The sequence below is a fragment of the Rhizobium sp. C4 genome (genome assembly GCF_021026315.1).
Classification (GTDB): domain Bacteria; phylum Pseudomonadota; class Alphaproteobacteria; order Rhizobiales; family Rhizobiaceae; genus Ensifer_A.
On sequence record NZ_JAJNCX010000004.1, the window covers coordinates 182,396 to 208,122 of the forward strand.

Genomic DNA, 25,727 nt, shown 5'->3' on the forward strand with positions numbered 1-25,727 from the left:
GCAGAGATTACTGCTTGAAGGTGATGCGGCCTTCGACGCCGGTCTTCACCGTGCCGACCTTGCGGATATAGACCATGACATCATTGGCCATCAGCTTGCCGTTGTTGGCGTCGACCAGCACCTTGCCGCCGGTAAACGCGGTGTAGCCGTCGCCGCCGGAGAGCATGTAGTCGTTGGTGGCGATCTTGTACTTTGCGGCCGGATCAAGCGGCTTGTCGCCGATGGTCACGGAGACGACGCGCTTGCCCTTGGGCGCCTTCGGATCGGCGACGATCTTCAGGCCGGCGACCTGCGGGAAGCGGCCCGCGCCATCCTCGATCTGCGAGAAGCCGTTTTCCAGGCCGTCGAGGATCTGCTTGCCGGTCAGCTCGACGAGCACGGTCTTGTTGCCAAATGGCAGCTCGCTCAGGACGTCCTTGCGGGTGACGTCGATATTGGCCGCATATTGCTTGTCGCCGCGAATGCCGCCGCCATTGATGATCGTGGCGTCTGCGCCGGTCGCTTCCTTCAGCGCGTCGGCGATCAGGTTGCCCATGGTCGTTTCCTGGGTGCGAACCATGTTGCGGCGGCTGTCGAGTGCAACTTCGGACTTGCCGACGGCGACGTCGAGTTCCTTGGAGAGTTCCTTCTTGAACTCGTCGACCTTGGCCTGCGTGTCCGGATCCGGCTTGACGGTGGCGGTGTCGATGAAGCGGAAGATCGGCTCCCAGCTGACCTTGCGCTTGCCGTCCTTCTCCTCGACGGTGACGTTGAGGTCGAGCGGCATCATGTAGTTGGCGTCGATCGAGGTGTCGATATAGGCGGTGATGCCGTTGTACTGCGTCACGATGTCGTGGTCGTCGCCGGACAGGATCACGTCGAAGGCCTTGGAGGCGAACATCAGCTGGTCGTAGGAATGCGGGGCCTGGACTACGCCGACGACGAGGTCCGCGCCATCCTTGCGCGCCTTCTTGGCGGCGGTGACGGCGGTCTCGACGGTGGATTCGAACTTCCAGTCATCGGTCGTGGCGACTTCAGGCGAGGTGTCCTGCGCGACCGGGATGAGGGCTATCTTCACGCCCGCGACGTCCTTCACCATCACGCCGCCGAGGCCTTCGATCGGCTTGCCGTCCTTGCCGGTGATGTTGATCGCGGCCCACGGATATTTCGAGGCCTTCATCTTGGCCAGGAAGTTCTGCGTGCCGAAGTCGAATTCATGGTTGCCGGGAACGGCCAGATCGAAGGGCACGATGTTGGTGAGCTCGATCATGTTCTGGCCCTTGTCGAGGCCGGAGAGAAGCGAGGGCGAGAGCATGTCGCCGTCGAACACATAGACCGTGTTCGGGTTTGCGGCCTTTTCGGCCTTGGCGACCGCGTTCATGCGGGCCAGACCGCCGCGCGTCTTGCCGCCATCGAAATTGTAGACGTCGCCGACGCCGAGGAAGGTGATCTTGACCGTTTCGGCCTGTGCTGCCGTCACGGCCGCCGAACAGAGCATTGTTGCGCCAAAGAGCGCAGCCGTCAGTTTTGAAAATCGCTTCATCGTCAATCACCTCCAGAGGATGTTACCAATAGGTCCAGAGGTGCAGGCAAGGCCGGGCCCCATCCGGACAGGGTCGCATTACTCCAGCAATATGACGTCGGCGCAACAGGTTTTTTCCGGTTGGTCAAATCTGCGACACACGAAAAGGCCGCCGGGCGTGCCGACGGCCTGCAGGTTTCTTGCGGCCCGACTTCAGGCGGCTTCGGTCATTTCGGCGCGCAGGCCGGCGAGGGCGAAATCGACGGCGGCGGCGGCATGGATGGCGGTGGAATCAAACGCCGGCAGCGGGCTCATCGACGGATCGATCAGCATGCAGATTTCCGTGCAGCCGAGGATGACGCTGTCGGCGCCGGCGTCCTTGGCCTTCTGGATGATTTCGATGACGCGCTTGCGCGAGGCCTCCGAGACGTGGCCGGCGCAGAGTTCATTGAAGATGACATCATGCATGATGATCCGGCCGAGATGGTCGGGTGTCACCAGGGAGAGACCGTGGCGTGCCATGCGCTCGGCATAGAAGCCGTCTTCCATCGTATAACGGGTGGCAAGCAGCAGGGGCTTCCTGGCATGCTTTGCCTTCAGCGCCTCGGCGGTCACGTCGATGATGTTGATGAGCGGGATATGGATGTGGCGAGCGACCTCGTCGGCCACCTTGTGCATCGTGTTGGTGGCAATGAGGATGCAGTCGGCACCGGCCTTTTCAAGGTTGGCGGCAGACTTTGCCAGCCGTTCGGCAGCTTCGGCCCAGTCGCCGGCCTTCTGCAGCGCCACGATCTCGGCGAAATTGACGGAGTGGATCAGCATGTCGGCGGAGGTGAGACCGCCAAGCTGGCCACGGACCTCTTCGTTGATCATCCGGTAATAAATTGCGGTGCTTTCAAAGCTCATGCCGCCGATGACGCCGATCTTCTTCATAATGGTCTCTCAAATTGCGCGTTTGCGTGTGATGGTGCAAATATGCCCGACGCGCTGGGCGAATTGTTTGCAAACATTTTGCGATTCGGGCCGAACCGTGCAAATATTTTCGGCGCAGCTATACGCGCGCGCAAACCGTCCGCGCCTTGATCTGGCGCAACCTGTCCGAATGGGGAAAATCATGCTTGACGATCGCGACCGCAAGATCCTGCGTCTCCTGCAGGAGGATGCCGGCCTGGCGGTGGCGGCCATTGCCGACGAGGTCAGTCTTTCGGTCTCCGCCTGTTCCCGACGCATCCAGAGGCTGGAGGAGGCGGGCTATGTGGCGCGGCGGGTGGCCGTTCTCGACCGGCGCAAGATGGGGGTGCCGACGACGGTCTTTGCGCTGATCAAGACGGCGACGCATAACGATGCCTGGATCGACGAATTCCGCAAGGTCATCTCCGCCATTCCCGAAATTGTCGAGGCGCATAGGGTGACGGGCTCGTTCGACTACATCCTGAAGATCGTTCTGCCGAGTGCGGAGCACTACGATACGGTCTACAAGCAGATCGTGCGGCATATCTCGCTGTTCGACGTTTCTGCATCCATCTCCATGGAAATCCTGAAGTCCGGGCTGGCACTGCCGGTCAACTACGCGGAGTGACCGCTCGTCCCGCTGCCGCGAGGCCGCTGGACGCAGGGCTGGAGCAGGGGTGAAGCTGTCGTCAGGAGGCGATGTGCAACGGGCTGGTCTTCGCGCGCCAGACGACGTCGCAGTTCCGGCCCTGGACCTTGGCGTCGTACAGGGCGACGTCTGCCGCCTTGGTGCAGGCACCAAGCGACTGGCCGTGATGCGGGTAGACAGCGATGCCGGAGGAGAATGTCAGTTTGAAGCCCGGAACGATGTTGGGGGATTCCTCTTCGAGGCGTGTGCGCCAGCGCGCGGCAAGCGCCAGAGCCTCTGTCTCGTCGACGCCCGGCATGACGATGAGGAATTCCTCGCCGCCGAATCGGAAGGCGTTGCCTCCCTCGGGAATGTTGTCACGCAGGATGCCGGCAAAGCCCATCAGGGCCCGGTCGCCGGTGTCATGGCCGAACTGGTCGTTGACCTGCTTGAAATGATCGAGGTCGATCAGGGAAAACGCGATGGCGCGCTCGGGGGCAAGCGTAGCGATGAGTTCGGGAATCATCTTGCTGGCGTGGCGGCGATTGTAGAGCCCCGTCAGGTGGTCGCGGGATGCGTCTTCGGCCAGCTTCTTCTGCAGCGCCAGGTTTTCGTTCAGGCGGATTGCGAGGTCGCGGGAGGCTGACGCCAGCTGCTGCTGGGCGGCCTCGCGCGCGGTCACGTCGCGAAGGACGATCATCTGCGACCCGTCTCGTCCCCATTTTTCCAGCTGCTGGACGGAGACTTCATAGGTGGCTTCGATTTCATCGATCGTCAGCAGCGGCTGCACGGCGTTCACGTCGCGGTCGAGCCAGGCGCGGAGCGGGTGGCTTGCCGGCAGAATGGTGCCGACCGCGCTTTCGGTCAGTCCCGGCAGCTTGCCGGCGGCCGGGTTGACCTCCAGCACGCGGGCGTCGCCGTCGACCACGATCACGGGGTCGGGAAGGACGTTGAAGATGACGTCGCGGGCGATCGGCGGGGCAACGAACAGCTTGCCGTGTTCCTGCATCATCAGCATCGCAAGCGATGTCAGGGTGAAGGCGAACGGCGTCGGGTCGTCGTTGAACAGGCGGAATTCGAAGAAGACGAAGGCGAAATTGGCGACCCAGGGCAGCAGCATGGCTGCGACGAGGCCGTAAAGCTGCCGCCTGTGAATGGCCTGAGACAGCTGCAGCCGGCTAATCGCGGTAATGCAGGCCCAGATCATGAAGATATAGGTGCCCGTCACCACCAGCTGAAAGAGCCAGCCGTGGGCGAAGCTGGGCCGCTCCGCATTGGTGATGCCCGTGTAAATGCCGTGATGCCAGTCGTTGGTCAGCGCGGCAATGCCTGCGAAGCCGGCATAGAGGGCTATCGCGACCGCAGCCTGCGGCGTGCCGAGCCAGCGATAACCGGAGTAGCTGAGGATGCCGGCCGACCAGAACATCGGCGCACCGACAATTCCGAACCAGGCCAGTTCGCTGAAAAAGACCTTTCCAGCGAGTTCAGGCGTCCACAAACGCAGCAGCACCATCGCCGTCCACCACAGCGCGGCGACGACCGCGAGAATGAACGCATGCTTGCCCGGCGCGCGCGGCGACCGGAATGCCGCACCGCAGGCAATCAAGCCGAGCGCGAACATCGCCGCAAGCAGAAGGGTTGCTGTGGTCAAAAGAGAGCCTCTATTCCTCTGTTCAGGCGGCATCACGCGAGTGGCGCCCGACACGGTGCATCGTCTACTCCGAAATCTCTAAAGAAGTTTATCTGGTTGCCCCGTAATATTAGGGTACCCTGTTTCAGATTGATACGGAAGACGTTGTCCCGTTCCGCTCATTGCGGCGAGGGGAGGTTCGGTTCATTCGTGCATTTTGCCAGCCGCGACTGCTTGAAACTGAACACTTCCAGAATGCGCATTCTGGACGGATCGTCGCGGACCTTCATGCAGCCGCAGGCGTAGCCGTAATTGCCATTGGTGGCCTCATAGTCGCCGGCACTGATGTCGCCGATGACGTCCATGCCCATGGCTTCGTCGTCGCCGCCCTGGGTGGCGAGCGTCCAGTCGCCGTCGCTGTCGGAGAGATACCAGTTGCCCGGCGTCGGATTGGACACCCAGCCACAGCGGGTCAACGGCCCGCCGGCATTGGCATTGGCGGACATCAGGCAGGCTGCGGCAAGCACGCTGGAAAGCAGAAACGTCTTCATCATATCCTCATCCGGCGCAGAAAATCCCCTCGCGCCCATGGAGGATTTTGGATCACAAATGAAGCGACGGATCAAGGCGAGGGAGAGCCAATTCCGGAGAGTTCGAGTTCCCATGTTTCGCCGACGAGGGGCGGGCCGAACATCGCATGCTCCGCCTCCTCGATCTTGCGGAATCCCTTGTGGGTATAGAGGGACCGCGCGGCGGTCAGGGTGTGGTTGGTCCAGAGACTGATCCTGCGATAGCCGGCGGACGCGGCAAAGCCGATGCACTCCTCGACCAGCCGGTTGCCCAGTCCGAGACCGCGGGCGGCTTCGTCCACGTAGAGCAGGCGCAATTTGCCGGTGTCATCGCCGCCGTCGGCAAGGACGATGGAGCCGATGCGCGCGCCGTCACGTTCGGCGATCCAGACGCGTTCGCGCCGCGGATTGAAGCTCTTCAGAAACTGGCTCACGATCTCGGCGACCAAGGCCTCGAAGTTTTCATTCCAGCCGTGTTCGCGCGTGTAGAAGGAGGCCTGTGACTCGACGATCCAGCCCATGTCTCCGGGTCGATGCTGGCGCAGATCGAAGGCGGGGCGGGGTGTGTCTTTCGAAAGAAGCCGTTCGGCGGTGCCGAGTGCGACTTCCAGCGACTGCGCCTCGGGCTCCGAGAGGCGTTCGATCATCGCGCCGATCTCGCCTCTCGAAAGGACGGCCAGCCGTGCGGCTTCCTCGCGGCCCCTTGCCGTCAGGCTGAGAAGGCGGCTGCGGCCATCGTCTGGATCGGGCGTTGCAGTGAGAAGGCCCGCCTTGCCGAAACGCGTGATGATCCGGCTGAGATAGGAGGGGTCGATGCCGAGATCCTGGACGAGATCGGCGGCGCGCGCCGTCTTGCGCACGTCGAGCTCGAAGATCACGCGGGCATCGCTCAACGTGTGTTCGGTGCCGAGATAGGTCGGCCCGACCACGCCGAGGCGGGTGGTGTAGAAGCGGCTGAAGGCGCGGATGGCGTCGATGGTCTGGAGACCTGGCATGGGCGGCGAACTCGCTGTTGGCCGCCCTGTGTCGCGCATTTGGTGGACTGAGTCAACTAAATTGATTGGTGTGTCATGCCGGGTCAGGGCTTGGGCAGCCGCTGATAGGTGTTCTGGAAATCGTCCTGAACGACATAGGCAAGGCCTGTCGCCAGCAGATCGTAATCCTTGTCGAGGACGCGGGTGGAATAGGTCCAGCCCTTGGGCAGTTTCAGCTTCGCGCCGAGCCCGGCGAGGTCCTCCAGCGTCTCCTTCTTGTTGACGATCTGGGAATAGGACTGCATCCGGTAGACGTTGCCTTCGGGGTCCTTCAGCTCGAACACGGGCTTTCCTGCCCGGAAGGTGAAGACTGTTTCGCGCTTCACCTCATTCGGCGAGTAGAGCTTCCTGCCGCCGAGCGCCTGCTTCAGGGAGACGTCCAGCGTGGCGCGTTCGCCCATCTCGATGCCGTTGACCGTGATCGTCTTGCCCGTGGCGGACACGCCCTTGCCCTTGATCCCGTCGATCAGCCAGTAGCGCGGGCCGTTCATGTCGAGGCCGTCGGCGCCCAGCTGTTTCGTGGCTGCCTTCTTGTCGATGCCGTTCCAGGCGCTGGCAGGGCAATCGTTGAAACCGATCGTGTTGTAGACGGTGGCCTTGGCCTTCAGTCCGTTGCGGTTCAGCGTCAGGATTTCGCAATAGCGGGTATTGAAAAGGCCGGTCTTTGAACCTTGTTCATCGGCGACCGCAGGCAGCGCGAGGAGGAGGGCGGGGAGAGAGAGGGCGGCGAGGCGAAATCTTTTCATTCTTGAACGGGCTCCGTGGATCGGTATCTTTGAGCTATGATCGCAATCTTGCCGCTGCGGCGCTACTCACTTTCCACCATCTGGAAGACAGACCGATGAGCATGCTCGAACCACTTGAATCCGAACGGAATTCTCCGAGGCAGGACCGGGCGAGGCAGACCGTCGAGACATTTTTCGAGGCGACTGCTCAACTTCTCGAGCGCGCCGACGACGGCGTGGTCACCACGAACCATGTTGCGGAACGGGCGGGCTTTTCGATCGGCACGCTCTACCGCTATTTCTCCGGCAAGCCCTCGCTCTTCAAGGCCATGGCGCTCCACGAGATGGAGCGGCAGGAGCGGGACATCCTCGCGGCGCTCGAGGCGACGGATGCACGATCGGTTGCGGAGATCGTGCGCCTCGTCGTCCGCCCGACCCTGCGGCCATTCGAAGGTCGTCCAGCTGTGCGGCGGGCCCTTTTGAAGGCGGCGGTCAAAATTCCGGGACTTGTCCAGTGTTACGAACAGATGGTGACACGTATCACCAGTGCGCTGGTCGAGACGGTGGTGGCGAAGGCGGAGGATTGCGGCAGACGACCTTCGCCCGATGCGGAATTCATCATGCTGCGCGGCGCGATCGGGGCCATCCGCTCGGATGTCCTGTTCGGCGGCGGCCGGGCGGGGACGCCGGGCTTCGAGGACGCGCTGGTCGAGATGGTCTCTGCCGCTTTCCGCCGCTGAAAAAACTTCGATCTCTTTTCTGCATCGCGTTGACAGCCGCATTAGATCCGACTAGAACACGAACCGTACCGTACGGTACCGAATGAGGTCGAACATGAGCAAGCCGGAGCAGGACCAGTTTTCCCCGCGCCAGAGCGCCGTTCTGGAAGAGGCGCTGAGCCTTCTTGTCGAGGGCGGCGAGAAGGCATTGACGACGGCGGGCGTGGCGCGCGCGGCCAATTGCTCCAAGGAAAGCCTCTACAAATGGTTCGGCGACCGCGACGGTCTGCTGGCCGCGATGATCGCCTATCAGGCCTCCAAGGTTCGCACCTACGAGCCGGCGGGCGGCAAGCTGACGCGCGAGGAATTGCGCGCCCATCTGCTGACCTTCGTTCGCGATCTCGTGGATGTGCTGTCCGGCGAAGTTTCGCTGGCCCTCAACCGTCTGTCCATCGGGCAGGCGGGGGCGGGCGGCGGCAAGCTTGGCCGGCTGATGCTGGAGCGCGGACGCGGGCCGATCGGCAAGCGCGCGATGACGCTGCTCGATGCCGGCCGGCGTTCCGGACTTCTCGATTTTTCCGATGGCGGCGAGGCCTATCAGACATTATACGGTCTGGCCGTCAGCGATCTTCATGTGCGCATGTTGCTGGGCGTTTCCCCGGAGACGGCGCGCAAGGAATTCGGTTCCAGGGCGGATCGGGCGGTTGATGCCTTCCTGCGCCTTTACGGAGCCGCGAACAAATGGGAAGAGCCGCGCATCAGGCATGCGTGAATTCTTGCCGCAACAGACAGACGCCTTAATCAAGGGAAGGAACCGAATAATGCGCGTTTATTACGATCGGGATGCCGATCTTAACCTCATCAAGTCCAAGAAAGTTGTCATCGTCGGTTATGGTTCGCAGGGACGCGCCCACGCGCTGAACCTGAAGGACTCCGGCGCACAGAACGTCGCGATCGCGCTCAAGGCAGGCTCGCCGACCGTTGCCAAGGCTGAAGCCGATGGCTTCAAGGTCATGACGGTGGCCGAAGCTGCCGCCTGGGCCGACCTCCTGATGATGGCAACGCCTGACGAACTGCAGGCCGGCATCTACAAGGCCGACATCGCGCCGAACATCCGCGACGGTGCAGCGATTGCCTTCGCGCACGGCCTCAACGTTCACTTCGGCCTCATCGAGCCGAAGAAGACCGTCGACGTTGTCATGATCGCACCGAAGGGCCCCGGCCATACGGTTCGCGGCGAATACCAGAAGGGCGGCGGCGTGCCGTGCCTGGTTGCCGTTCATCACAATGCTTCGGGCAATGCTCTTGAACTCGCTCTTTCCTACGCTTGTGGCGTTGGCGGCGGCCGTTCGGGCATCATCGAAACCAACTTCCGCGAAGAATGCGAAACGGACCTCTTCGGCGAACAGGTCGTTCTGTGCGGCGGTCTCGTCGAGCTCATCCGTGCTGGCTTCGAAACGCTGACCGAAGCTGGTTACGCTCCGGAAATGGCCTATTTCGAGTGCCTGCACGAAGTGAAGCTCATCGTCGACCTGATCTATGAAGGCGGTATCGCCAACATGAATTACTCGATCTCGAACACGGCCGAGTGGGGCGAATACGCCACGGGTCCGCGCATCATCACGGCTGAAACGAAGGCTGAAATGAAGCGCGTCCTCAAGGACATCCAGTCCGGCAAGTTCACCTCCGAGTGGATGCAGGAATGGCATTCGGGCGCTGCCCGTTTCAAGGCAACCCGTCGCCTGAACGACGAGCATCCGATCGAACAGGTCGGCGAAAAGCTCCGCGCCATGATGCCCTGGATCGGCAAGAACAAGCTCGTCGACAAGGCCCGCAACTAATATCGGCTTGCCGATCCCGGCCATCTGGCTTGCACGCCTCTGGCGATGCGGGGATCGGCAAGAACAAGCTGGTCGACAAGGCTCGCAACTATTTGTCGAGTTGCCGAGACAAGACAACGAGGCCGGGGAGGGAAACTTCCCCGGCTTTTTTCTTTTGGATCACGCGTTGGCGATGCGCGGCGTCGAAATGGCGATGAAGAAGAAGAGCGCCATGGACGCAATCGTCATGAGGGAGCCGATGACGGCTAGACCTTCGTTCATGCCGAGATTGGCCATGGCGACGCCGGGGATCAGGAGCCAGACCGAGAGCGTTGCGAAGGCAACATGGTACTTCGCGATCCTTCTGCTCGCTGCACCGGGTGCGGCTTGATAGAAGAGACCGAAGATTCCCATGGAAACCCAACCCAGCAGGTTGAGGTGGGCGTGGGCGGGCGATAGCGTGTGGTCATGGGACGCGGCCATGAATATGCCCATCGCCATTCCGATCAGGGCGTAAAGGGCTGCGGAAACAAAGCAGAAATAGGAAAGCGTGCGCATGGAAGTGTCCATCGGCTTGAGTTTTGGGGCATTGGCAGCGCCGCGTCCCCCGACCGGCGCTGCCATGGCGGTTTCCGCGAGGTCGCGGAGCCGCCTGTCATCATGCCGCCGCCGGGGGCGGAAGGATGCGGATCCCGTAGCGGCTGGCGACTTCGCACAGCAGCTCGACGTTGGGTGGGCCGGGATCGGCAAACTCCGTCTGTCCGGGACGAACCGGATCGCCGACGGCGCGGAAGAAGCCTTCATGCATGCCGCCCGGCAGGTTGAGGATCAGCATGCGGGCGGGCTTGTCGCCCTGATTGCTGAATGCATGGACCATGCCCGGCTTGATGTGGACGACAGAGCCGATGCTGTGCGTCTCCATCCTGTCGCCGATGAGGAACTGGTAGGCGCCCTCGAGGACGATGAAGGCTTCCTCATCCTCCTGGGTGTGCGGTGGCGCGCCAGCGCCAGGCGCCGTCTTGCATTCGGTCAGCGTGAAGCTGCCGCCCGTCTTCTCGCAGTCGGCGACGAAGGTCAGGATGTTGCCAAGAAAGTGAACCACAGGGGGCGTGCCTGCCCACCGGGATTCGTCAATGAACGGTATCATATTCATGTTGTACCCTCTCCGAATTGTGATACATAAATCTCGTTATGAGATAATAGTCTCATAAGAGAGGTGCCATGAGCAGTCAAGAGAAAAGTTTCGAACGGATCAACCAGAAGCAGCGGACGCGTGGCGAATTGCTGCGGGCGGCCCGCGCCCTGTCGGAGAAGGGCGGTCAGCCGACGGTTGCCGAGGCGGCCGACCATGCGGGGATTTCGAGGGCCACAGCCTATCGCTATTTCTCCAACCCGGATGACATGATGCGGGAGGCATTGCTGGATGCCGTCGCCTCCGGGATTTCGATGGATATTACCGGCGGTGCGCTGGAACTGAACACGGCGGAGGAACGTGTCGCCGAGGTGATCAAGCAGGTCGCCGCCATGGTGGCCTCCAACGAGCCCATGTTCCGGTCATTTCTGGCGAGCTCGGCGACTGGGAAAAGCCCCGTGAAGCGAGGGGGGCGCCGTATCGCCTGGCTGACGGAGGCACTTCAGCCGCTTGAGGGCGAGTTGACGAAGTCGCAGATGCGCAATCTCATGGCCGCGCTCTCACTGCTGACGGGCATCGAAACCTTTATCGTCTTCAAGGATATCTGCGGCATGAACAACAAGCAGATCGAAGAGACGGCACTGTGGACCGCCAAGGTACTTTTGGCGGGGGTCCGGGCGAGCTCCTGATTGAGGTTGGCAGGGCTCGATGCTCGCGGCTGCGACCTCGTGTGCGGTTTATCAGACCAGTCGGGCTCGGGGTGATGGGCCAGCTGATGCCGAGCCAGCGGCACGAAGACCGACAGGCTTCGCCGTCAACGCAGGCAATCCGGCGCTTTGCCGCTGACCTCGAAAACCGCCGCTGTCGACCTGAATGCCGTCACCTCGATCCTGCAGCCCTTCAGCGCCGGCCAGCGCTTGCCGAATTGCGTCAGCAGAAGATCCCTGCTCTTGCCGGCGGCAAAGAAGTGGTCGGCCCAGTAATAGTCGGCGCATGCCGGGTCGTTCGGGCGCGATGACGGCGTGTCGACCGGGCCGAGCGTGAGGCTCCATTTCCGGGCCATGTAGGCATAGGCCTCGTTGTAGTTTTCGACCGTGTTGGGCGTGTGGTCGTTCGGGTCCTGCTGCATGGGCACGATGCGCGCGCCGCTGCAGGCCTTCTGCTTCTCCGCAAGATATTGCGCGGCCTCGTCCCAGCGCGGGTCGCTCCAGTGGGGCATGGCCGTTGCGATGGCGGCGAGCAGGTTGGTCGCGATGAAAAGCGCGAGGAGCCAGCGTGACTCGTAGATCGGGCGCGACAGGATGGACGCGAACAGGGCTGCCGACAGGATCGCCAGCGGTATCAGATAGCGCTCGGTCATGGCGGCGGTGAGCGCCGTATAGGCGAGCAACATCGCGATTTCCGCAGCAATGGCGATGAGCAGCACCACGGCCGTGCGGTCGAGCCTCTGTCGTGTCGTGCTGCGCAGGAACAGGATTGCGGCCGCGATCCAGGCGATGGTGACCAGTCCCTGCTTGTGCGCGATCGGAGCCGCGATGGCCGCCACGAACATCATCACGGCTGACGGGATGTCGGTCTTCAGCCAGTAGTCGCTCGAGATGCGCTGGATGGTTGCCCATTGATAGGCGACGAAGGCGATGAAGGGCGCCGAGGCCAGGATCCCGGTGATCAGGTAGATGCTGAAACGCCGCCAGTCTCCCCGGATTGCCGCGGCAATTCCGAACACCGCGACGATGACGACCGTCATGGCCATCGTCAGGTAATGGATGTTGAGGCAGGTGAGGAGGGTGATGGTGTAGCCGCACCAAAAGAGAAATTCAGTGCCATTCTTGTCGTCCGCCATCCGGCGATCCTGCGCGACAAGCGTCACCGTCAGCCCGGCGAAGGCGCAAAGCCCGGTGAAATAGGACCGGTATTCGATGAAATAGTCGATGAAGAAGGCGCTCGATCCCAGCGAGATCGCCAGCACGGCAATGAAGGACCGCTCGCGCGGCAGATGCTGGCCGACAAGCGCCAGATAGATTGTGAGCAGGCCGAGCGGGATGAGGTTGAGCAGGCGCGCCTCTTCGATGGGCACCCTGTCGACCCGGGCAGTCAGCCAGGCGAGCGCAGAGAAGAGCGGCGGATGCACGTCCGCGACCCAGCGCACGGCAAAGGCGTTGAGGAAGCCAACGGAGGGATCGGCGAAGAAGCGGGTCCAGAACTCGTCAAACCATGGTCCGTGGCGCGGCGCGGTCAGAACCAGCAGGGCGACGAGCGCCACCCCGTAGAGCGCCAGCAGCAGGATGCGGCCCCTTGTCGCGAGCATCGACGTTTCCGGGCTTGCTGTCCCTGGCGATGTCGAGGGCAGGTCGGGGGCGGTTTGGAAGCGGTCGGACATGAAGATCTTGCCATTGGGCCGGGCGGCTGCGACGAAGTGAGGACGTGTCTCGACCTTAGGAGTGCAATCTTAAGATTCGCTGATTTTGCGCGGTTTGGATAGGTCAGCATTGTTGACATAAACTGAGCGGCATGTTTACCTTCCCCAATAACAAATCGACGGGATGAACCACCATGGAATGGGAAAAGATCTTCGCTTCACGCGCGAGCCGCATGAAGGCGTCCGAAATCCGCGAGCTCCTGAAACTTCTTGAGCAGCCCGACATCATTTCATTTGCCGGTGGCATTCCGGATGCGACCCTGTTTCCGGCTGAAGAATTCTCCAAGGCCTATGCCGAAGTGCTGACGGGCCCCGAAGCGGTGCCGGCGCTGCAATATTCGGTTTCCGAAGGCTACAAGCCGCTGCGCGAATGGCTGGTCGGCGAGATGGGCAAGCTCGGCATTCCTTGCGCCCCGGACAACATCTTCATCGTTTCCGGCTCGCAGCAGGGCCTCGACTATATCGGCAAGGTTCTGCTGTCGCCGAAGGACACGGCGCTGGTCACCTGGCCGACCTATATGGGTGCGCTCGGCGCCTTCAACGCCTACGAGCCGAACTATGACAAGCTCGACCCGATGACCAATCGCGAGCCGGCGACCTATGCCGAAAAGGCAGCGCAGGCCGGTGGCCGCGTCAAGTTCGCCTATTGCGTTCCTGAATTCTCCAACCCGTCGGGCGAAACGATCCCGCGTGCGGGCCGCGAGAATATCCTGAACCTTGCCGAAGCGCTCGACATCGCCGTCATCGAAGACGCGGCCTACCAGCAGCTTCGCTACAGCGGCGAGACGGTGAAGCCCATCCTGGCGCTCGATATCGAACGCAATGGCGGTGACATCGACAAGACCCGCACGCTCTATTGCGGCTCCTTCTCGAAGACGCTCGCGCCCGGCCTTCGCCTCGGCTACATCGTGGCCGCACAGGACGTCATCCGCAAGCTCGTCCTCGTCAAGCAGGCCTCCGACCTTCATTCCTCGACGGTCAACCAGGTCGTCATGGGCAAGGTCGCGCACAAGATCTTCGATGCGCAGGTCGAAAAGATCCGCAAGACCTACAGCCACCGCCGCGACCGCATGCTGGAAGCGATGACGAAATACATGCCCGCCGGCGTCGAATGGACGAAGCCAGAAGGCGGCATGTTCGTCTGGGTGACGCTGCCCAAGGGCTTCGACGGCGCATCGCTGCTGGCCAAGGCAATCCGCGATCACCGCATCGCCTTCGTGCCCGGCAAGGCCTTCCATGCCGACGGCACGGGCGAGAATACGATCCGGCTGTCCTTCTCCTGCGCGTCCGATGATGCGATCGAGACCGGGATTTCCCGCCTTGGCGCGCTGATCAAGGATGAGCAGGCCGCGTGAAGCGCTGCCGGTTCATGAAATATCAACCGGCACGATCGTAGATTTCGCGCGACGCGAGCGGCGCTGGGCCGTTCCATGACCGGACGTGGCGACGCGTGAATGCGCGCTGCCACGCCGAAGAGGCGGATCGGCATGCGACTGACGGCTTTGGATGGATGGCGGGGCGTTCTCTCGCTCATCGTCGTGCTGGCCCATTTTCCCGGCGAAGTGGTCCTGCAGAATACGAGCTTCTATTATTCCGGCTCTGCGATCATTGACGTCTTCTTCCTGTTCAGCGGCTTCGTGATCGTCGCGCATTACGAACCGAAGCTCGCCAATGGCTATGGGGTGAAGCGCTTCCTGACCGAGCGTCTCGCCCGCATCTATCCCATCCACTTCGTCATGCTCATGCTGTTCGTCCTGTTCGAGCTGGTGCTCGTCTATTTCGGCAACAGGGCAGGTCTTGTCGACCGGGAGGCTTTCAGCGGCGGCAACACGATCCCCTCGCTCTTCACCAACCTGCTGCTGATCCAGAGCCTCGACATCCATGACATGCTGACATGGAACTACCCGACGTGGAGCCTCTCGACCGAGTGGACGGCCTATATCCTCTTCGCGCTCTGCATGCTCGTGCCCGGCAAGCGCTTCCTGCCTTTCGCCATTGTCGGCTTCATCGCGTCGCCGATCCTGCTTGCGATCCTCTCCGACCATCCGATGCGGGAAAACTACCAGTATGGTCTCCTGCGCTCGACCTACGGTTTTGCCGGTGGGGCGCTGACCTTCTACGTCTTCTACTGGATCAAGACGAAGAAGCTTGACGAGGGCGTTCCGATGGCTGTCTGGAACCTGCTTGAGGTGATTGCGACCATCGCGATCTTCGCGCTTCCGGCAATGCTGGGCGCCTCGCGCGTATCCGCCATCATTCCGGCGGGCTACACGTTCTGCCTGCTCGTCTTCGCGCTTCAGAAGGGGGCGATTTCCCGCTTCATGAGCCACCCATGGCTTGTCCATCTCGGGGTGATTTCGCTGTCGGTCTATGTGATCCACGCCTTCGTGCTCTTGCGGCTCGTCAACGTGGCCGAGGTCATCCAGAAGCTCACCCATGTGCAACTGATCGACTCGCAGATGTTTCATGGTGCGATGACCAAGATCATTGTCCTCGGTCCGATCGGGAACAACCTGCTCGCCGCTGCCGCCGTCGTCGTCATCATTGTTCTTTCGCATTTCAGCTACACGTTCATCGAGCTTCCGGCCGAGAAGAAGGTTCGCCAATGGACCAAGGCACGGGCTGCCGCACGGCTTGAGGAAAAGCCCGTTGCCACGCGGGCGACGGTTTGACAAAGCCTCGCCTTTGGCTACGGTGGGCGCCGTAGCGACAGGGATGACCGATGAGCGTCAGGCTCGGAACCTTCAACATCGAGAACCTGCTTTCGCGGTTCGATTTCAGCGGCTATCGCAACGAGTTGCACCAGGATCGGGCGCTCAGGCTCTTCGATATTCGCAGCGAGGCCGAGTTCCAGCGGCTTGAAGAGGCGCGTCTGATCGCCTCCACGGACGACATGCGGCAGCTGACGGCGCTCGCCATTGCCGACATGGACGCCGACATTCTCTGCCTTCAGGAGGTCGACAATATCGAGGCGCTCAAGGCCTTCGAATACGGCTATCTCTACCGCATGATCGGCGAGGGCTACCGGCAGAAATACCTCATGGAAGGCAATGATTCGCGCGGCATCGACGTGGCGCTGATGATGCGCGACACGACGCGCTCCGGCGCGCCGATCGAGCTTGTCGACATCAGGAGCCATGCGCGGCTCACCTATGCCGATCTCGATCTCTTCACGCCGGAACTCGCCGGGCTCGACTACAAGCCGCAGGATCGCATCTTCAAGCGCGACTGTCTGGAAGCCGACCTGAAGGTCGGCGGCGTGCCGCTGACGCTTTATGTCGTGCATTTCAAGTCGATGAATGGCGGGCGCAACGGGCTGGATGGACGCAGTTCCTCCGTGCCGGTGCGACATGCCGAGGCGAGGGCAGTGCGCGAGATCGTCACGCGCCGCTTCGGCAACGGGCCGGAAAGCCGCGCAAACTACGCGATCTGCGGCGACATGAACGACTATGGCGAGAAGCTGCAGGTCACCGGCGACAAGCGGAGCGGTTTTGCCTTCAGCCCCGTCGAGGAGCCGGGCAGCGTCGTCGACATTCTCGCCGCCGACGGCTTTGCCGAGAATGTCGTGGCGCGGCGGCCGGTGGAGGATCGCTGGACGCATTTCCATCAGCGGGGGCCTCTGGAGCGGCATCTGAGCCAGCTCGACTATATCTGGCTTTCGCCGCATCTGGCCGGGCTGAACCGCGACGCCATTCCGGAGATCATCCGCGCCGGCCAGCCCTACCGCACCATCTTTCCGCCGGGGCAGGCGGTGGAACGCTATCCACGCGTCGGCTGGGACCGGCCGAAATCCTCCGACCATTGCCCGGTCGTCATCGAACTGGACGTCTTTTCATGAACATGTCGCTCAAGGGATTTGTCTGGCCAGAGGACGGAACGCTGTTCGATCTGTCGGGCTACGACATCAGCGTGGCGGCCGGGCCGCATCCGCTCTATGATCAGAAGAGAGACGAGATCGAGGCGAACTGGCTTGCCGAGCACGAGGCCAATCCGGCGCTCTTCAACGGCGATATGCTCATTCATCGCGATGTCCGCATTGACGCCGCAGGTCGGCTGGTCGCGACTGGCCATCTGACGCCCTATGCAACCATGCTCTGGTGGCGCAAGCAGCCCGACCGGCCCGTTGCCGAACATCTCTTCCCGATTGCCGTGCCGATCACCAGCGACGGTGCCATTCTGGCAATCGAGATGGCTGCGAAGACGGCGAATGCCGGGCGGGTCTATTGCGCGGCCGGTTCACTCGACGCGCATGACATCGTCGACGGCAAGGTCGATCTCGACGCCAACATGATGCGCGAAGTGGCGGAGGAGACCGGGATCGATCTTTCCACCGCCACGCCAGTCGGCGGCTGTCTGGGCGTCCGCGTCTTCCGGGCCGTCACGCTGTTTCGGACGTTTCTGCTGCCTTACGACGCCGAAGAGGCCTGCGCCCGCGTACGTCACCACATGGAGACCGACCACGAGCAGGAGATTGCGGGTCCGGTCGTCATTCGCGATGCCAGCAGAAACGCGCATAATTATCCCGCCTTCATGCCGCCGATAATCGACAGGATTTTTTCGAGCGGTTCGCCGATCAATCGCATTCTGCAAGGAGATTAGAACATGGCGCGCCCCTACGTGCTCTACGACGTGTTCACCGATGAAAAGCTGCGCGGCAATCCGCTGGCCATCGTTCTGGAGGCTGAAGGCCTTTCCGACGAGGCGATGCAGGCGATCGCCGGTGAGTTCAACCTGTCGGAGACGGTCTTCGTCTTCGCCTCGGAAAACCCGGCGCATACCGCGCGCCTGCGCATCTTCACGCCCGGCCGCGAGCTGCCGTTTGCCGGGCATCCGACGGTCGGGACGGCGATTGCGCTGGCCGAACGGGCCGGGGCGGGGCAGGCGATCGACCAGGTTTCGGTGCTGGAGGAGAAGGTCGGGCCGGTGCGCTGCGCCGTGCGGCTTGCCGAAACCGGTGCCTCGTTCGCAGAATTCGACCTGCCGACAAAATCGGCGCATTACAAGCTCGAGAACGCGCTGGAGCGGCAGGGGATCGCCGATGCGCTGTCGATCAGCGTCAAGCATGTCGGCTTCGAGAATCACTATCCGAGCGTATGGTCGGCGGGCGTGCCGTTCCTCTTCGTCCCGGTGAAGGATATGGCGACACTGGCCGAGGTCGCGTTCGATCCGGCGCTCTGGGAGCGGGTTGCCCCGTTCACGGGCGGACATCTCGTTTCTGCCTATGTCTATTGCCGCAGCGGCAATGGCGCCCATTTCCAGGCCCGCATGTTCTCGCCCGACATGGGCATTGCCGAGGACCCTGCGACGGGGGCGGCGGCGGCCGGTCTTTCGGGCGTCATCCATTCCTGCGACAAGCTGCCGGACGGTCATCATGCCTTCGTGATTGCGCAGGGAGTCGAAATGGGCCGCGCCTCGAAGATCCATCTGCACATCGATGTGACGGCCGGTGAAATTACCCGCGCGCGGATCGGCGGACAGGCCGTTCGGGTCGCTTCGGGCCTTCTCGAATTCTGAGGTCGTAAAACAGAAACAAGCGCCGCCGTCACCGGCTGGCGCTTGTTTAACCACTTGATATCTCAAGTCTTAAAGGATGGTGGGTGATCACGGGCTCGAACCGTGGACCCGCTGATTAAGAGTCAGCTGCTCTACCAACTGAGCTAATCACCCACACTCGAAAGCGGCATTGCCGTCTCGGTGAGGGGCCGTATAAACAGGTTCATTCTGGTTGGCAAGCGCCGTTTCAATCTTTTTTCGTTTCCGCCCGCTTTTTCGTGTGCAAAGCCCTGAATCTGCTCAAGCTTCTGAATCCGGGGAACATAAAATACCCGGAATTTGACGGAAAAGCCTATCTTGTGCGTTATGAGCACGTCTTAGGAACATGCTGACGCAGCGAGGAGCACGGATGATGCCCGAGGGTGATAGGATTGTCTCTCCACAGGAGGTGCTGGCTTTCTGGTTCGAGGAGCTGACCGATCGCGACTGGTACAATTCGACGCCGGCGCTCGACCAGCAGGTCTTGCGCCGATTCCGTGCCACGCATCTTGCGCTGGCGCGTTCCGTCGAACCGCTCTGGCGGGCCGATCCTTCGGCGCGGCTTGCCGCCGTGATCGTGCTCGACCAGTTGCCGCGCAACATGTATCGCGCCACGCCGCTTGCCTTTGCCACAGACGGGCTGGCGCGTCGCGAGGCGCGTCTGGCGATTGCGGCTGGAGCTGATCTGCTGGTGCATGGGCGGCAGCGGCCGTTCTTCTACCTGCCGTTCGAGCATTCGGAGGCGCTTGAGGATCAGGAATATTCGGTACGGCTGTTTTCTGACCTTCCCGACGCCCGACTTCTCGACTATGCCGTGCGGCATCGTGACGTTGTCGCACGCTTTGGCCGCTTCCCGCATCGAAACGATTTTGTCGGGCGGGAATCGACTGAGGAGGAGATCGAGTTCCTGAAGCAGCCCGGCAGCAGCTTCTGACGACCCTTGCCTTGACCCCGACTATTTTTGAATTGAACGCTAGACCTTGATGACCTTGAAAAAAGTTTCCGCATTTTCCGCCGCACTCTTTGCGCTTGCGCTGATCGGCATGGGCGCCGTGACGGCTGCCTCTGCCCAGAATACGCAACCTGCGGCCACAGCACCTGCAGCCGACACGGTCGTCGCCCCCGAGCCGAGCCCGGTCGAGGTTGCGCGCAAGCAGTTGAGCGATGCGGCCAGTACGCTGAAGGCCCTCACGGATCAGGTCGACGACAAGTCCGATGACGACCAGCAGCTTGCCGACCTGAAGCTCAAGGTCGACGGGCTGACGAAGTCGATCCTCGATGTGTCGGTGTCGTTCAATCCGCGCCTGACGCAGATCCGGGAGCGGCTGGCAGCGCTTGGTGAGCCTCCGGCTGCAGGAACTGCGGAAGACCCGGCGGTGAAGGCCGAGCGGGAAAAGCTCAATGCGGAGCGCGCCACGATCAACACGGTGACGGGCGATGCCGAGAACCTTTCGATTGCCTCGCGCAAGCTCTCCAACCAGATTACGGAAGACCGCCGCACGCTCTTCACCAATACGCTGCTGAAGAAGACGGACGTCAATTTCGATACGCTGTCTCAGGCCGCGAGCGCCTTCAACGAAGAGAAGACGGATTTCGTCCAGTCGATCTCGAGCTGGTTCCGCTTCGTCTGGAATTTCAAATTCTACCAGCTGATGAGCGCGCTGTTCTTCTCGCTGGTTGCGGCGCTGGTCATCGTGACCTTCTCCTATCGCATGCTGTCGCCGCTGGTTCGACGCAACACAGGCGTCGAGAACCCGGCCTATCTGAGCCGGCTTTCGGTGGCCTTCTGGTCGACCATCCTGCCGACGCTGGCGCTGCTTGTCTTTGACGTCATCAGCCTTTTCCTGCTGGACAATTTCAACGTCATGCGGGCCGACATCGCGCCGATCCTCGGTGCCTTCCTGGGCCTCGTGCTGGCGATCTTCTTCGTCTATCGGCTGACGACGGCGGTTCTGGCGCCGCTTGAACCGAACTGGCGGCTTGCGAATGTCACCGACCGTGGCGCGCGGCTGCTGACGATGGCCATCATGGCGCTTGCCGTGATGATCAGCCTGGACTTCTTCTTCAGTGCGGTGAGCAAGGCGCTCGGCGCCGATATCGTGCTGACGGTGGTGAAGAGCTACTTCACCTCGATCATCGCCGGCGCGATGATGTTGGCGATGTCCTTCATCAAGCCCATCCGGCCGGACGACGGATCGGATGACGGGCGGGCCTGGCCGCGCTTCGTACGCTGGCCGCTCGCCATTGCGGGTCTCACCCTCATTGCCGCTGCGCTGCTCGGTTATGTGGGACTGGCACGCTTTGCCGCGACCCAGATTGTCATGGCGGGTGCCGTCGTGGTGACGACCTTCCTTGGCCTCCTCTCCGGCCGCGCCATCATCAGGCCGGGCGCATTTGGCGATACGGTGTTCGGCCGCTATTGCCAGCGCCGCTTCAAGCTCGAGGAAATGACGCTTGATCAGATTGGCCTCGCCGTCGGCTTTGCCTTCTACGGTATCGCCATTGCCATCGGCGTGCCGCTGCTTCTGGTGCAATGGGGCTTCCAGCTGCCGGAAATCTGGACCTGGGTGTCGCAGATCTTCACCGAAATCTCGATCGGCAAGTTCCATTTCTCTCTGATCGGCCTGTTTGCCGGCGTGGCCTTCTTCTTCATCGGCCTGTGGGTCACGCGCTGGCTGCAGCGCTGGCTTGACGGCAACGTGCTGGCGCGCTCGAAGCTCGACAGCGGCGTGCGCAACTCGGTCAAGACCGGCTTCGGCTATGTCGGGATTGCGATTGCCGCGCTCTTCGGCGTTTCGGCGGCGGGGATCGATCTTTCAAGTCTCGCGCTCGTTGCCGGTGCTCTCTCGCTCGGTATCGGTTTCGGCCTGCAGAACATCGTCTCGAACTTCGTTTCCGGCCTCATCCTTCTGGTCGAGCGGCCGTTCAAGGTGGGCGACTGGGTGGTGACGGGTACGACGGAAGGGTTCGTGCGCCGCATTTCTGTGCGCGCCACCGAGATCGAGACGTTCCAGCATCTCTCCATCATCGTGCCGAACTCGGAACTGATCAACGCCTCTGTCGGCAACTGGACGCACAAGAACCGGCTCGGCCGCGTCGAGATTGCCGTTGGCGTGAGCTATGGGGCCGACCCGCGCCGCGTGATGGAGATCCTGCTGGAGATCGCGCAGGTGCAGGAGAATGTGCTGAAAATTCCAGAACCTGTCGTTGCCTTCCAGGGTTTTGGCGAATCCGCGCTCAATTTCGAGATCCGGGTGCATCTGGCCGACGTTCTCGACGGCCTGAAAGTGCGCAACAATATCCGTCTGGCGATCTTCGAGCGCTTCAAGGAAGAGGGGATCGAGTTCCCGTTCCCGCAGCGCGAACTGCATCTGAAGATCGAGGATGGGGTCACCTCGATCCTGCGCGACGCCATTTCGCAACGCGGGCAGTTCCGGGGCAATCCGGACAAGGTCTTCACAAATATGGGCGGGCTTGGACATCGTCCCGAGGACGACGACGGAAGCCATCATGACGATGACGGCGACGGCGATGGTGACGGCCACAGCGGCGGTTCAAGCGGCGGTTCTCACGGCAACTGAGGCTGAACGCCGCATTCAGGTCGCATTCAGCCAAAAAGGGCGATAGTCTGTTCTCAAGACGGCAGCTTTGGGTCTGTCCGTTTCTTGAGAGGAGGCGCTCATGAAGATCCTGTCGATCGTACTTGTTGCCACTGCATCTCTCGCCGGCGTCATGCCGGCCATCGCCGCTGACATCACCAATGGCGACAAAAAGGCCGTCGTCATCGATGTCGTGGAAAACGGCAATCGCTCCAAAGTGCCGCTGTCGCCCGGCGCCACCGAAAGCATCTGCCCCTCGGGCTGCTTCATCACCGCGCCGAATGGCGATCGTGTGGGTCTCAGCGGTGCCGAGACGGTCGAAATTTCCGGTGGAGCGGCGATCGTCAAGTAAGCGCTGTTACCCTTTGGCCTAGCCGCGGCCCGACCGCTGCTGCTATGTGATGGCCATGACACGCGCGCTTGAAGACCTGAACTGGGCCCCGGGAGGGGCAAGAGACCCGCTTTCCATCCTGAAGCGGGTCTATGGCTATCCGGCCTTTCGCGGCTCGCAGGCCGAGGTCGTTTCGACCGTGGTTTCCGGCAAGGATGCCGTTGTTCTGTTTCCGACGGGGGCGGGCAAGTCGCTCTGCTACCAGATCCCCGCCATCTGCCGCGACGGTGTGGGCATTGTCATCTCGCCGCTGATTGCCTTGATGCGCGATCAGGTCGAGGCGTTGAAACAGCTGGGCGTTCCGGCGGCGGCGCTCAATTCGTCCCTGAGCGGTGATGAATATGCAGCCGTCCGGCGTGCGCTCGCCAAGGGCGAACTCGAACTCCTCTATGTGACGCCCGAGCGGGCGGCGACGCCCGGCTTTGCCGAGATGATGCGCGGCGTGAAGATCGCTCTCTTTGCCATCGACGAGGCGCATTGCGTGTCGCAATGGGGGCATGATTTCCGGCCGGAATATCGCGATCTCGGCAAGCTTGCCGAGCTTTACCCCGGCGTGCCGCGCATGGCGCTGACGGCGACCGCCGATCCGCATACGCGGGAAGACATTATCGAGCGGCTGGCGCTTGAAAAGGCCGAGGTTTTCACCTCGTCCTTCGACCGGCCGAACATTGCCTATGAAATCGTCGAGCGGGACCAGCCGCGCCAGCAATTGCTACGCTTTCTCTCCCGCCACGAGGGTGAGAGCGGCATTGTCTATTGCCTGTCGCGGGCGAAGGTCGAAGACACGGCGGAGTGGCTCAACACGCAAGGCATCAATGCGCTCGGCTATCACGCCGGCATGGATCGCGCGGTGCGCGACGCCAATCAGGATGCGTTCCTGAAAGAAGAGGGGCTTTGCCTGGTGGCCACCGTCGCCTTCGGCATGGGCATCGACAAGCCGAATGTGCGTTATGTGGCGCATCTCGATCTGCCCGGTTCGGTGGAGGCCTATTATCAGGAGACGGGGCGCGCGGGGCGCGACGGCCTGCCTTCGGAAGTCTGGATGGCCTATGGCATGGCCGATGTCATCCAGCGCGGGCGGATGATCGATGAAGGGGGTGCGGCAGACGAGATCAAGCGCGTCGAGCGCGCCAAGCTCAATGCGCTGCTGGCCATCTGCGAAACACCCGGCTGCCGGAGACAGGCGATCCTCGCGCATTTCGGCGAGGCGCATCCCGGCCATTGCGGCAATTGCGACACCTGCCTCAAGCCGGTGGAGACGTGGGACGGAAGTGAAGCCGCGATCAAGGCGCTCGCCGCCATCTATCGGACCGGCGAGCGCTTCGGGGCAGGGCATCTGATCGATGTGCTGATGGGCGTCGAAAACGAACGCACGCTGCGTTTCGGCCATACGGAAATGCCGGTCTTTGGGGCGGGCAAGGATATTCCCGCCAAGACCTGGCAATCCGTCTATCGCCAATTGCTGGCCGCCGGCTTCGTTCGCGTCGATCATACGGCCTTCGGGTCCCTGAAGCTGGAACCCGACGCCCGTGCCGTCTTCAAGCGCGAGCGGCAGGTTCTGTTCCGCAAGGACCGTCCGGGCAAGGGCAAGACCGCCAAGGGTACGTCGCCCGCCGCCGCCAAGGCCAAGGCCGCACTGCCGGACGCCGATATGGGCCTCTTCGAGGAACTGCGCGCCACCCGCATGGCCATCGCCAAATCGCTGTCCGTCCCGCCCTATGTGGTGTTTCCGGATACGACGCTGACGGCGATGGCGGCGGAACGGCCGATGACGGAGGAGGCGCTGCTCTCGATCTCCGGCGTGGGGCAGTCGAAGCTGGAGCGGTATGGGGAGGCGTTTCTGGCGGTGATCAGGGGGTATGAGGGGTGAGCGCTCTCAAGCTTCACCCCGCTTTATGCCTCAATATCAGGTTTCCGTCCCATTTATGCTTCGCAGCAGCTGCGTCAGTTAACGCGGCAATAAATTGCATAAGCTCTAACCGAGTAATCCAGTGGGATGTTTGGTGGATCCATGGCTCTGCAATACCAACCGTCAGCTTCGGCTGTCGGTATTGACTGGGTTATCGGACCGTTGTGGGCTCGCCGTCCTTCCCCGCCGAGTTCGCAGCCGCCGCCGGCAAGAGTATAGCCCTCGTTCAAAAACTCTGGAGACCTCGCGACTATGCTTGGGGCTTGACCCCAGCCCGATTCATCCGTGTGGAAGACTTTGCAGCTAAGTCGTCTTTTTGCCGTGTCATCAAGGCGCGCCGCAAGAACCTTCATGTTCTCGCTTATCTCACGTGCAGATGTTGAGCCGATTTCAGTTTCGCTCTGGATCGGCAGACTGAATGGTCCGGCCGTGGTTAGAACGGATAGGTACGTCGATGGGTAGAAAGTTTCCGCACCTTGCTTCTGTCCGATGCGCCCGCAGCTGACATGCCATTGATCGCCGGAGTTCAGAGTTTTCCGCGTGAACGCCTTTGCCGGCAAGGATTTCTTCGGGTTGCTGTCATCGCTGGTCGTCTGGCAATCCAGAATGCTGGGGTCATATTCTATCTTCTCAACAGTTACCGGATTCGGATCCGTTTTCCTGACGGAGATTGTCACAAAGCTGGAGAGTACGTTAGGCGAAAACTCTATTCCCGAGTTCTTGAAGCGTTGGCAACTCTCCCAGGCTTTGACGGAATCGACGGACACCGTTGAAGCGGTAATCGCTTCGGAGAAATTCTGTTGAAGAAATCCATGGTATGATTGGCAGAAGCTCTCCATCTTCTCCAAATCGGAACCTTTTCCAAGGTTGAATTTCAAAGGTATTGCCTTTACTACGGCCTCCAGCCCTATGTTCAGGCTTTTGTTTTCTTTGTAAGTGCTGCCTTCGCATTGCTGCGAATAAATCCTATTTGCGATTGCATAAGTTTGCGCCTGGGACACGTCGTTTCGCCCAGTATATCGCAGAACCTCAAAGCAATCGTCCTGTGAATAACATAGAGCAGGTATTGTGAGACCGACGCAAAATACGGGTCCGAAAACTCCACGCATGCAAACCTCCCCAATATTGATGCAATAAAAGATTGCGCATTTATATCAAATTTATCGTA

The 25,727-nt window shown here is 61.5% G+C and carries 24 protein-coding genes and 1 tRNA gene; 14 read left to right on the plus strand and 11 right to left on the minus strand.

The window, feature by feature from the left end:
* Positions 1 to 7 precede the first annotated feature (7 nt).
* Together LQK84_RS09555 and LQK84_RS09560 are read right to left on the minus strand one after the other, a co-directional pair.
* On the minus strand, positions 8 to 1,522 hold the full coding sequence (locus tag LQK84_RS09555) for a bifunctional metallophosphatase/5'-nucleotidase (RefSeq protein WP_230828468.1): 1,515 nt from the start codon (positions 1,520 to 1,522) through the stop codon (positions 8 to 10).
* 192 nt (positions 1,523 to 1,714) lie between these two features.
* Positions 1,715 to 2,434 (minus strand): aspartate/glutamate racemase family protein, encoded by a 720-nt coding sequence (locus LQK84_RS09560; protein WP_230828469.1) that lies wholly within the window; start codon positions 2,432 to 2,434, stop codon positions 1,715 to 1,717.
* A gap of 181 nt (positions 2,435 to 2,615) precedes the next feature.
* On the opposite strand from LQK84_RS09560, the gene LQK84_RS09565 reads away from it, so the two are divergent.
* Positions 2,616 to 3,080, plus strand: a complete 465-nt coding sequence (locus tag LQK84_RS09565) for an Lrp/AsnC family transcriptional regulator (RefSeq protein ID WP_230828470.1) — start codon at positions 2,616 to 2,618, stop codon at positions 3,078 to 3,080.
* A 61-nt stretch (positions 3,081 to 3,141) separates the two neighbouring features.
* Here LQK84_RS09565 and LQK84_RS09570 read toward each other — a convergent pair whose 3' ends face one another.
* From LQK84_RS09570 to LQK84_RS09585, 4 genes are all read right to left on the minus strand, one after another.
* A complete protein-coding gene (locus LQK84_RS09570) occupies positions 3,142 to 4,731 on the minus strand; it encodes a diguanylate cyclase (protein WP_230828471.1) in 1,590 nt (529 codons plus the stop codon).
* A gap of 158 nt (positions 4,732 to 4,889) precedes the next feature.
* Positions 4,890 to 5,264 (minus strand): DUF4087 domain-containing protein, encoded by a 375-nt coding sequence (locus LQK84_RS09575; protein WP_230828472.1) that lies wholly within the window; start codon positions 5,262 to 5,264, stop codon positions 4,890 to 4,892.
* A 68-nt stretch (positions 5,265 to 5,332) separates the two neighbouring features.
* The gene (locus LQK84_RS09580) at positions 5,333 to 6,274 is read right to left on the minus strand and encodes a bifunctional helix-turn-helix transcriptional regulator/GNAT family N-acetyltransferase (RefSeq protein ID WP_230828473.1); all 942 of its coding nucleotides are present in this window, start codon (positions 6,272 to 6,274) and stop codon (positions 5,333 to 5,335) included.
* Positions 6,275 to 6,357: 83 nt separating this feature from the next.
* Positions 6,358 to 7,059 (minus strand): hypothetical protein, encoded by a 702-nt coding sequence (locus LQK84_RS09585; RefSeq protein ID WP_230828474.1) that lies wholly within the window; start codon positions 7,057 to 7,059, stop codon positions 6,358 to 6,360.
* A 95-nt stretch (positions 7,060 to 7,154) separates the two neighbouring features.
* Here LQK84_RS09585 and LQK84_RS09590 point away from each other — a divergent pair, with 95 nt between their 5' ends.
* The 3 genes from LQK84_RS09590 to ilvC all read left to right on the plus strand — a co-directional run bounded on the left by LQK84_RS09590 (position 7,155) and on the right by ilvC (position 9,598).
* Complete coding sequence (locus tag LQK84_RS09590) at positions 7,155 to 7,778, plus strand: TetR/AcrR family transcriptional regulator (protein WP_230828475.1); 624 nt, start codon at positions 7,155 to 7,157, stop codon at positions 7,776 to 7,778.
* An 82-nt stretch (positions 7,779 to 7,860) separates the two neighbouring features.
* Positions 7,861 to 8,529, plus strand: coding sequence for a TetR/AcrR family transcriptional regulator (locus LQK84_RS09595; protein ID WP_442966938.1), 669 nt, complete (start codon positions 7,861 to 7,863; stop codon positions 8,527 to 8,529).
* Between the two features lie 49 nt (positions 8,530 to 8,578).
* Positions 8,579 to 9,598 carry a ketol-acid reductoisomerase gene (gene ilvC / locus LQK84_RS09600; RefSeq protein WP_230828477.1) on the plus strand — a complete coding sequence of 340 codons (1,020 nt, stop codon included), beginning with the start codon at positions 8,579 to 8,581 and terminating at the stop codon, positions 9,596 to 9,598.
* A 159-nt stretch (positions 9,599 to 9,757) separates the two neighbouring features.
* Here ilvC and LQK84_RS09605 read toward each other — a convergent pair whose 3' ends face one another.
* Complete coding sequence (locus LQK84_RS09605; protein ID WP_230828478.1) at positions 9,758 to 10,201, minus strand: cbb3-type cytochrome c oxidase subunit I; 444 nt, start codon at positions 10,199 to 10,201, stop codon at positions 9,758 to 9,760.
* A 34-nt stretch (positions 10,202 to 10,235) separates the two neighbouring features.
* Complete coding sequence (locus LQK84_RS09610) at positions 10,236 to 10,730, minus strand: cupin domain-containing protein (RefSeq protein ID WP_230828479.1); 495 nt, start codon at positions 10,728 to 10,730, stop codon at positions 10,236 to 10,238.
* 68 nt (positions 10,731 to 10,798) lie between these two features.
* Here LQK84_RS09610 and LQK84_RS09615 point away from each other — a divergent pair, with 68 nt between their 5' ends.
* Positions 10,799 to 11,398 (plus strand): TetR/AcrR family transcriptional regulator, encoded by a 600-nt coding sequence (locus tag LQK84_RS09615; protein WP_230828480.1) that lies wholly within the window; start codon positions 10,799 to 10,801, stop codon positions 11,396 to 11,398.
* 125 nt (positions 11,399 to 11,523) lie between these two features.
* Here the strand turns inward: LQK84_RS09615 and LQK84_RS09620 are convergent, their stop codons facing one another.
* The gene (locus tag LQK84_RS09620; protein ID WP_230828481.1) at positions 11,524 to 13,017 is read right to left on the minus strand and encodes a hypothetical protein; all 1,494 of its coding nucleotides are present in this window, start codon (positions 13,015 to 13,017) and stop codon (positions 11,524 to 11,526) included.
* Between the two features lie 245 nt (positions 13,018 to 13,262).
* Between LQK84_RS09620 and LQK84_RS09625 the strand changes: the two genes are divergently transcribed.
* The 5 genes from LQK84_RS09625 to LQK84_RS09645 all read left to right on the plus strand — a co-directional run bounded on the left by LQK84_RS09625 (position 13,263) and on the right by LQK84_RS09645 (position 18,642).
* Positions 13,263 to 14,483, plus strand: a complete 1,221-nt coding sequence (locus LQK84_RS09625) for an aminotransferase-like domain-containing protein (RefSeq protein WP_230828482.1) — start codon at positions 13,263 to 13,265, stop codon at positions 14,481 to 14,483.
* A gap of 99 nt (positions 14,484 to 14,582) precedes the next feature.
* Positions 14,583 to 15,800, plus strand: a complete 1,218-nt coding sequence (locus LQK84_RS09630; protein WP_230828483.1) for an acyltransferase family protein — start codon at positions 14,583 to 14,585, stop codon at positions 15,798 to 15,800.
* Between the two features lie 50 nt (positions 15,801 to 15,850).
* Positions 15,851 to 16,966, plus strand: coding sequence for an endonuclease/exonuclease/phosphatase family protein (locus tag LQK84_RS09635; RefSeq protein ID WP_230828484.1), 1,116 nt, complete (start codon positions 15,851 to 15,853; stop codon positions 16,964 to 16,966).
* Positions 16,963 to 17,727 (plus strand): NUDIX hydrolase, encoded by a 765-nt coding sequence (locus LQK84_RS09640; protein ID WP_230828485.1) that lies wholly within the window; start codon positions 16,963 to 16,965, stop codon positions 17,725 to 17,727. Before LQK84_RS09635 ends, LQK84_RS09640 begins: the two co-directional genes overlap by 4 nt.
* Positions 17,728 to 17,730: 3 nt before the next feature.
* The gene (locus LQK84_RS09645; protein WP_230828486.1) at positions 17,731 to 18,642 is read left to right on the plus strand and encodes a PhzF family phenazine biosynthesis protein; all 912 of its coding nucleotides are present in this window, start codon (positions 17,731 to 17,733) and stop codon (positions 18,640 to 18,642) included.
* Between the two features lie 77 nt (positions 18,643 to 18,719).
* Here LQK84_RS09645 and LQK84_RS09650 read toward each other — a convergent pair.
* Positions 18,720 to 18,795, minus strand: a tRNA-Lys gene (locus LQK84_RS09650).
* 238 nt (positions 18,796 to 19,033) lie between these two features.
* Between LQK84_RS09650 and LQK84_RS09655 the strand changes: the two genes are divergently transcribed.
* From LQK84_RS09655 to recQ, 4 genes are all read left to right on the plus strand, one after another.
* A complete protein-coding gene (locus LQK84_RS09655; protein WP_230828487.1) occupies positions 19,034 to 19,594 on the plus strand; it encodes a DUF924 family protein in 561 nt (186 codons plus the stop codon).
* 49 nt (positions 19,595 to 19,643) lie between these two features.
* On the plus strand, positions 19,644 to 22,241 hold the full coding sequence (locus tag LQK84_RS09660) for a mechanosensitive ion channel family protein (RefSeq protein ID WP_230828488.1): 2,598 nt from the start codon (positions 19,644 to 19,646) through the stop codon (positions 22,239 to 22,241).
* A gap of 100 nt (positions 22,242 to 22,341) precedes the next feature.
* The gene (locus tag LQK84_RS09665) at positions 22,342 to 22,611 is read left to right on the plus strand and encodes a hypothetical protein (protein ID WP_230828489.1); all 270 of its coding nucleotides are present in this window, start codon (positions 22,342 to 22,344) and stop codon (positions 22,609 to 22,611) included.
* Positions 22,612 to 22,666: 55 nt separating this feature from the next.
* Complete coding sequence (gene recQ / locus LQK84_RS09670; protein WP_230828490.1) at positions 22,667 to 24,520, plus strand: DNA helicase RecQ; 1,854 nt, start codon at positions 22,667 to 22,669, stop codon at positions 24,518 to 24,520.
* A gap of 74 nt (positions 24,521 to 24,594) precedes the next feature.
* On the opposite strand, the gene LQK84_RS09675 is transcribed toward recQ, so the two are convergent.
* Positions 24,595 to 25,560, minus strand: a complete 966-nt coding sequence (locus LQK84_RS09675; protein ID WP_230828491.1) for a hypothetical protein — start codon at positions 25,558 to 25,560, stop codon at positions 24,595 to 24,597.
* Between the last annotated feature and the right edge of the window lie 167 nt (positions 25,561 to 25,727).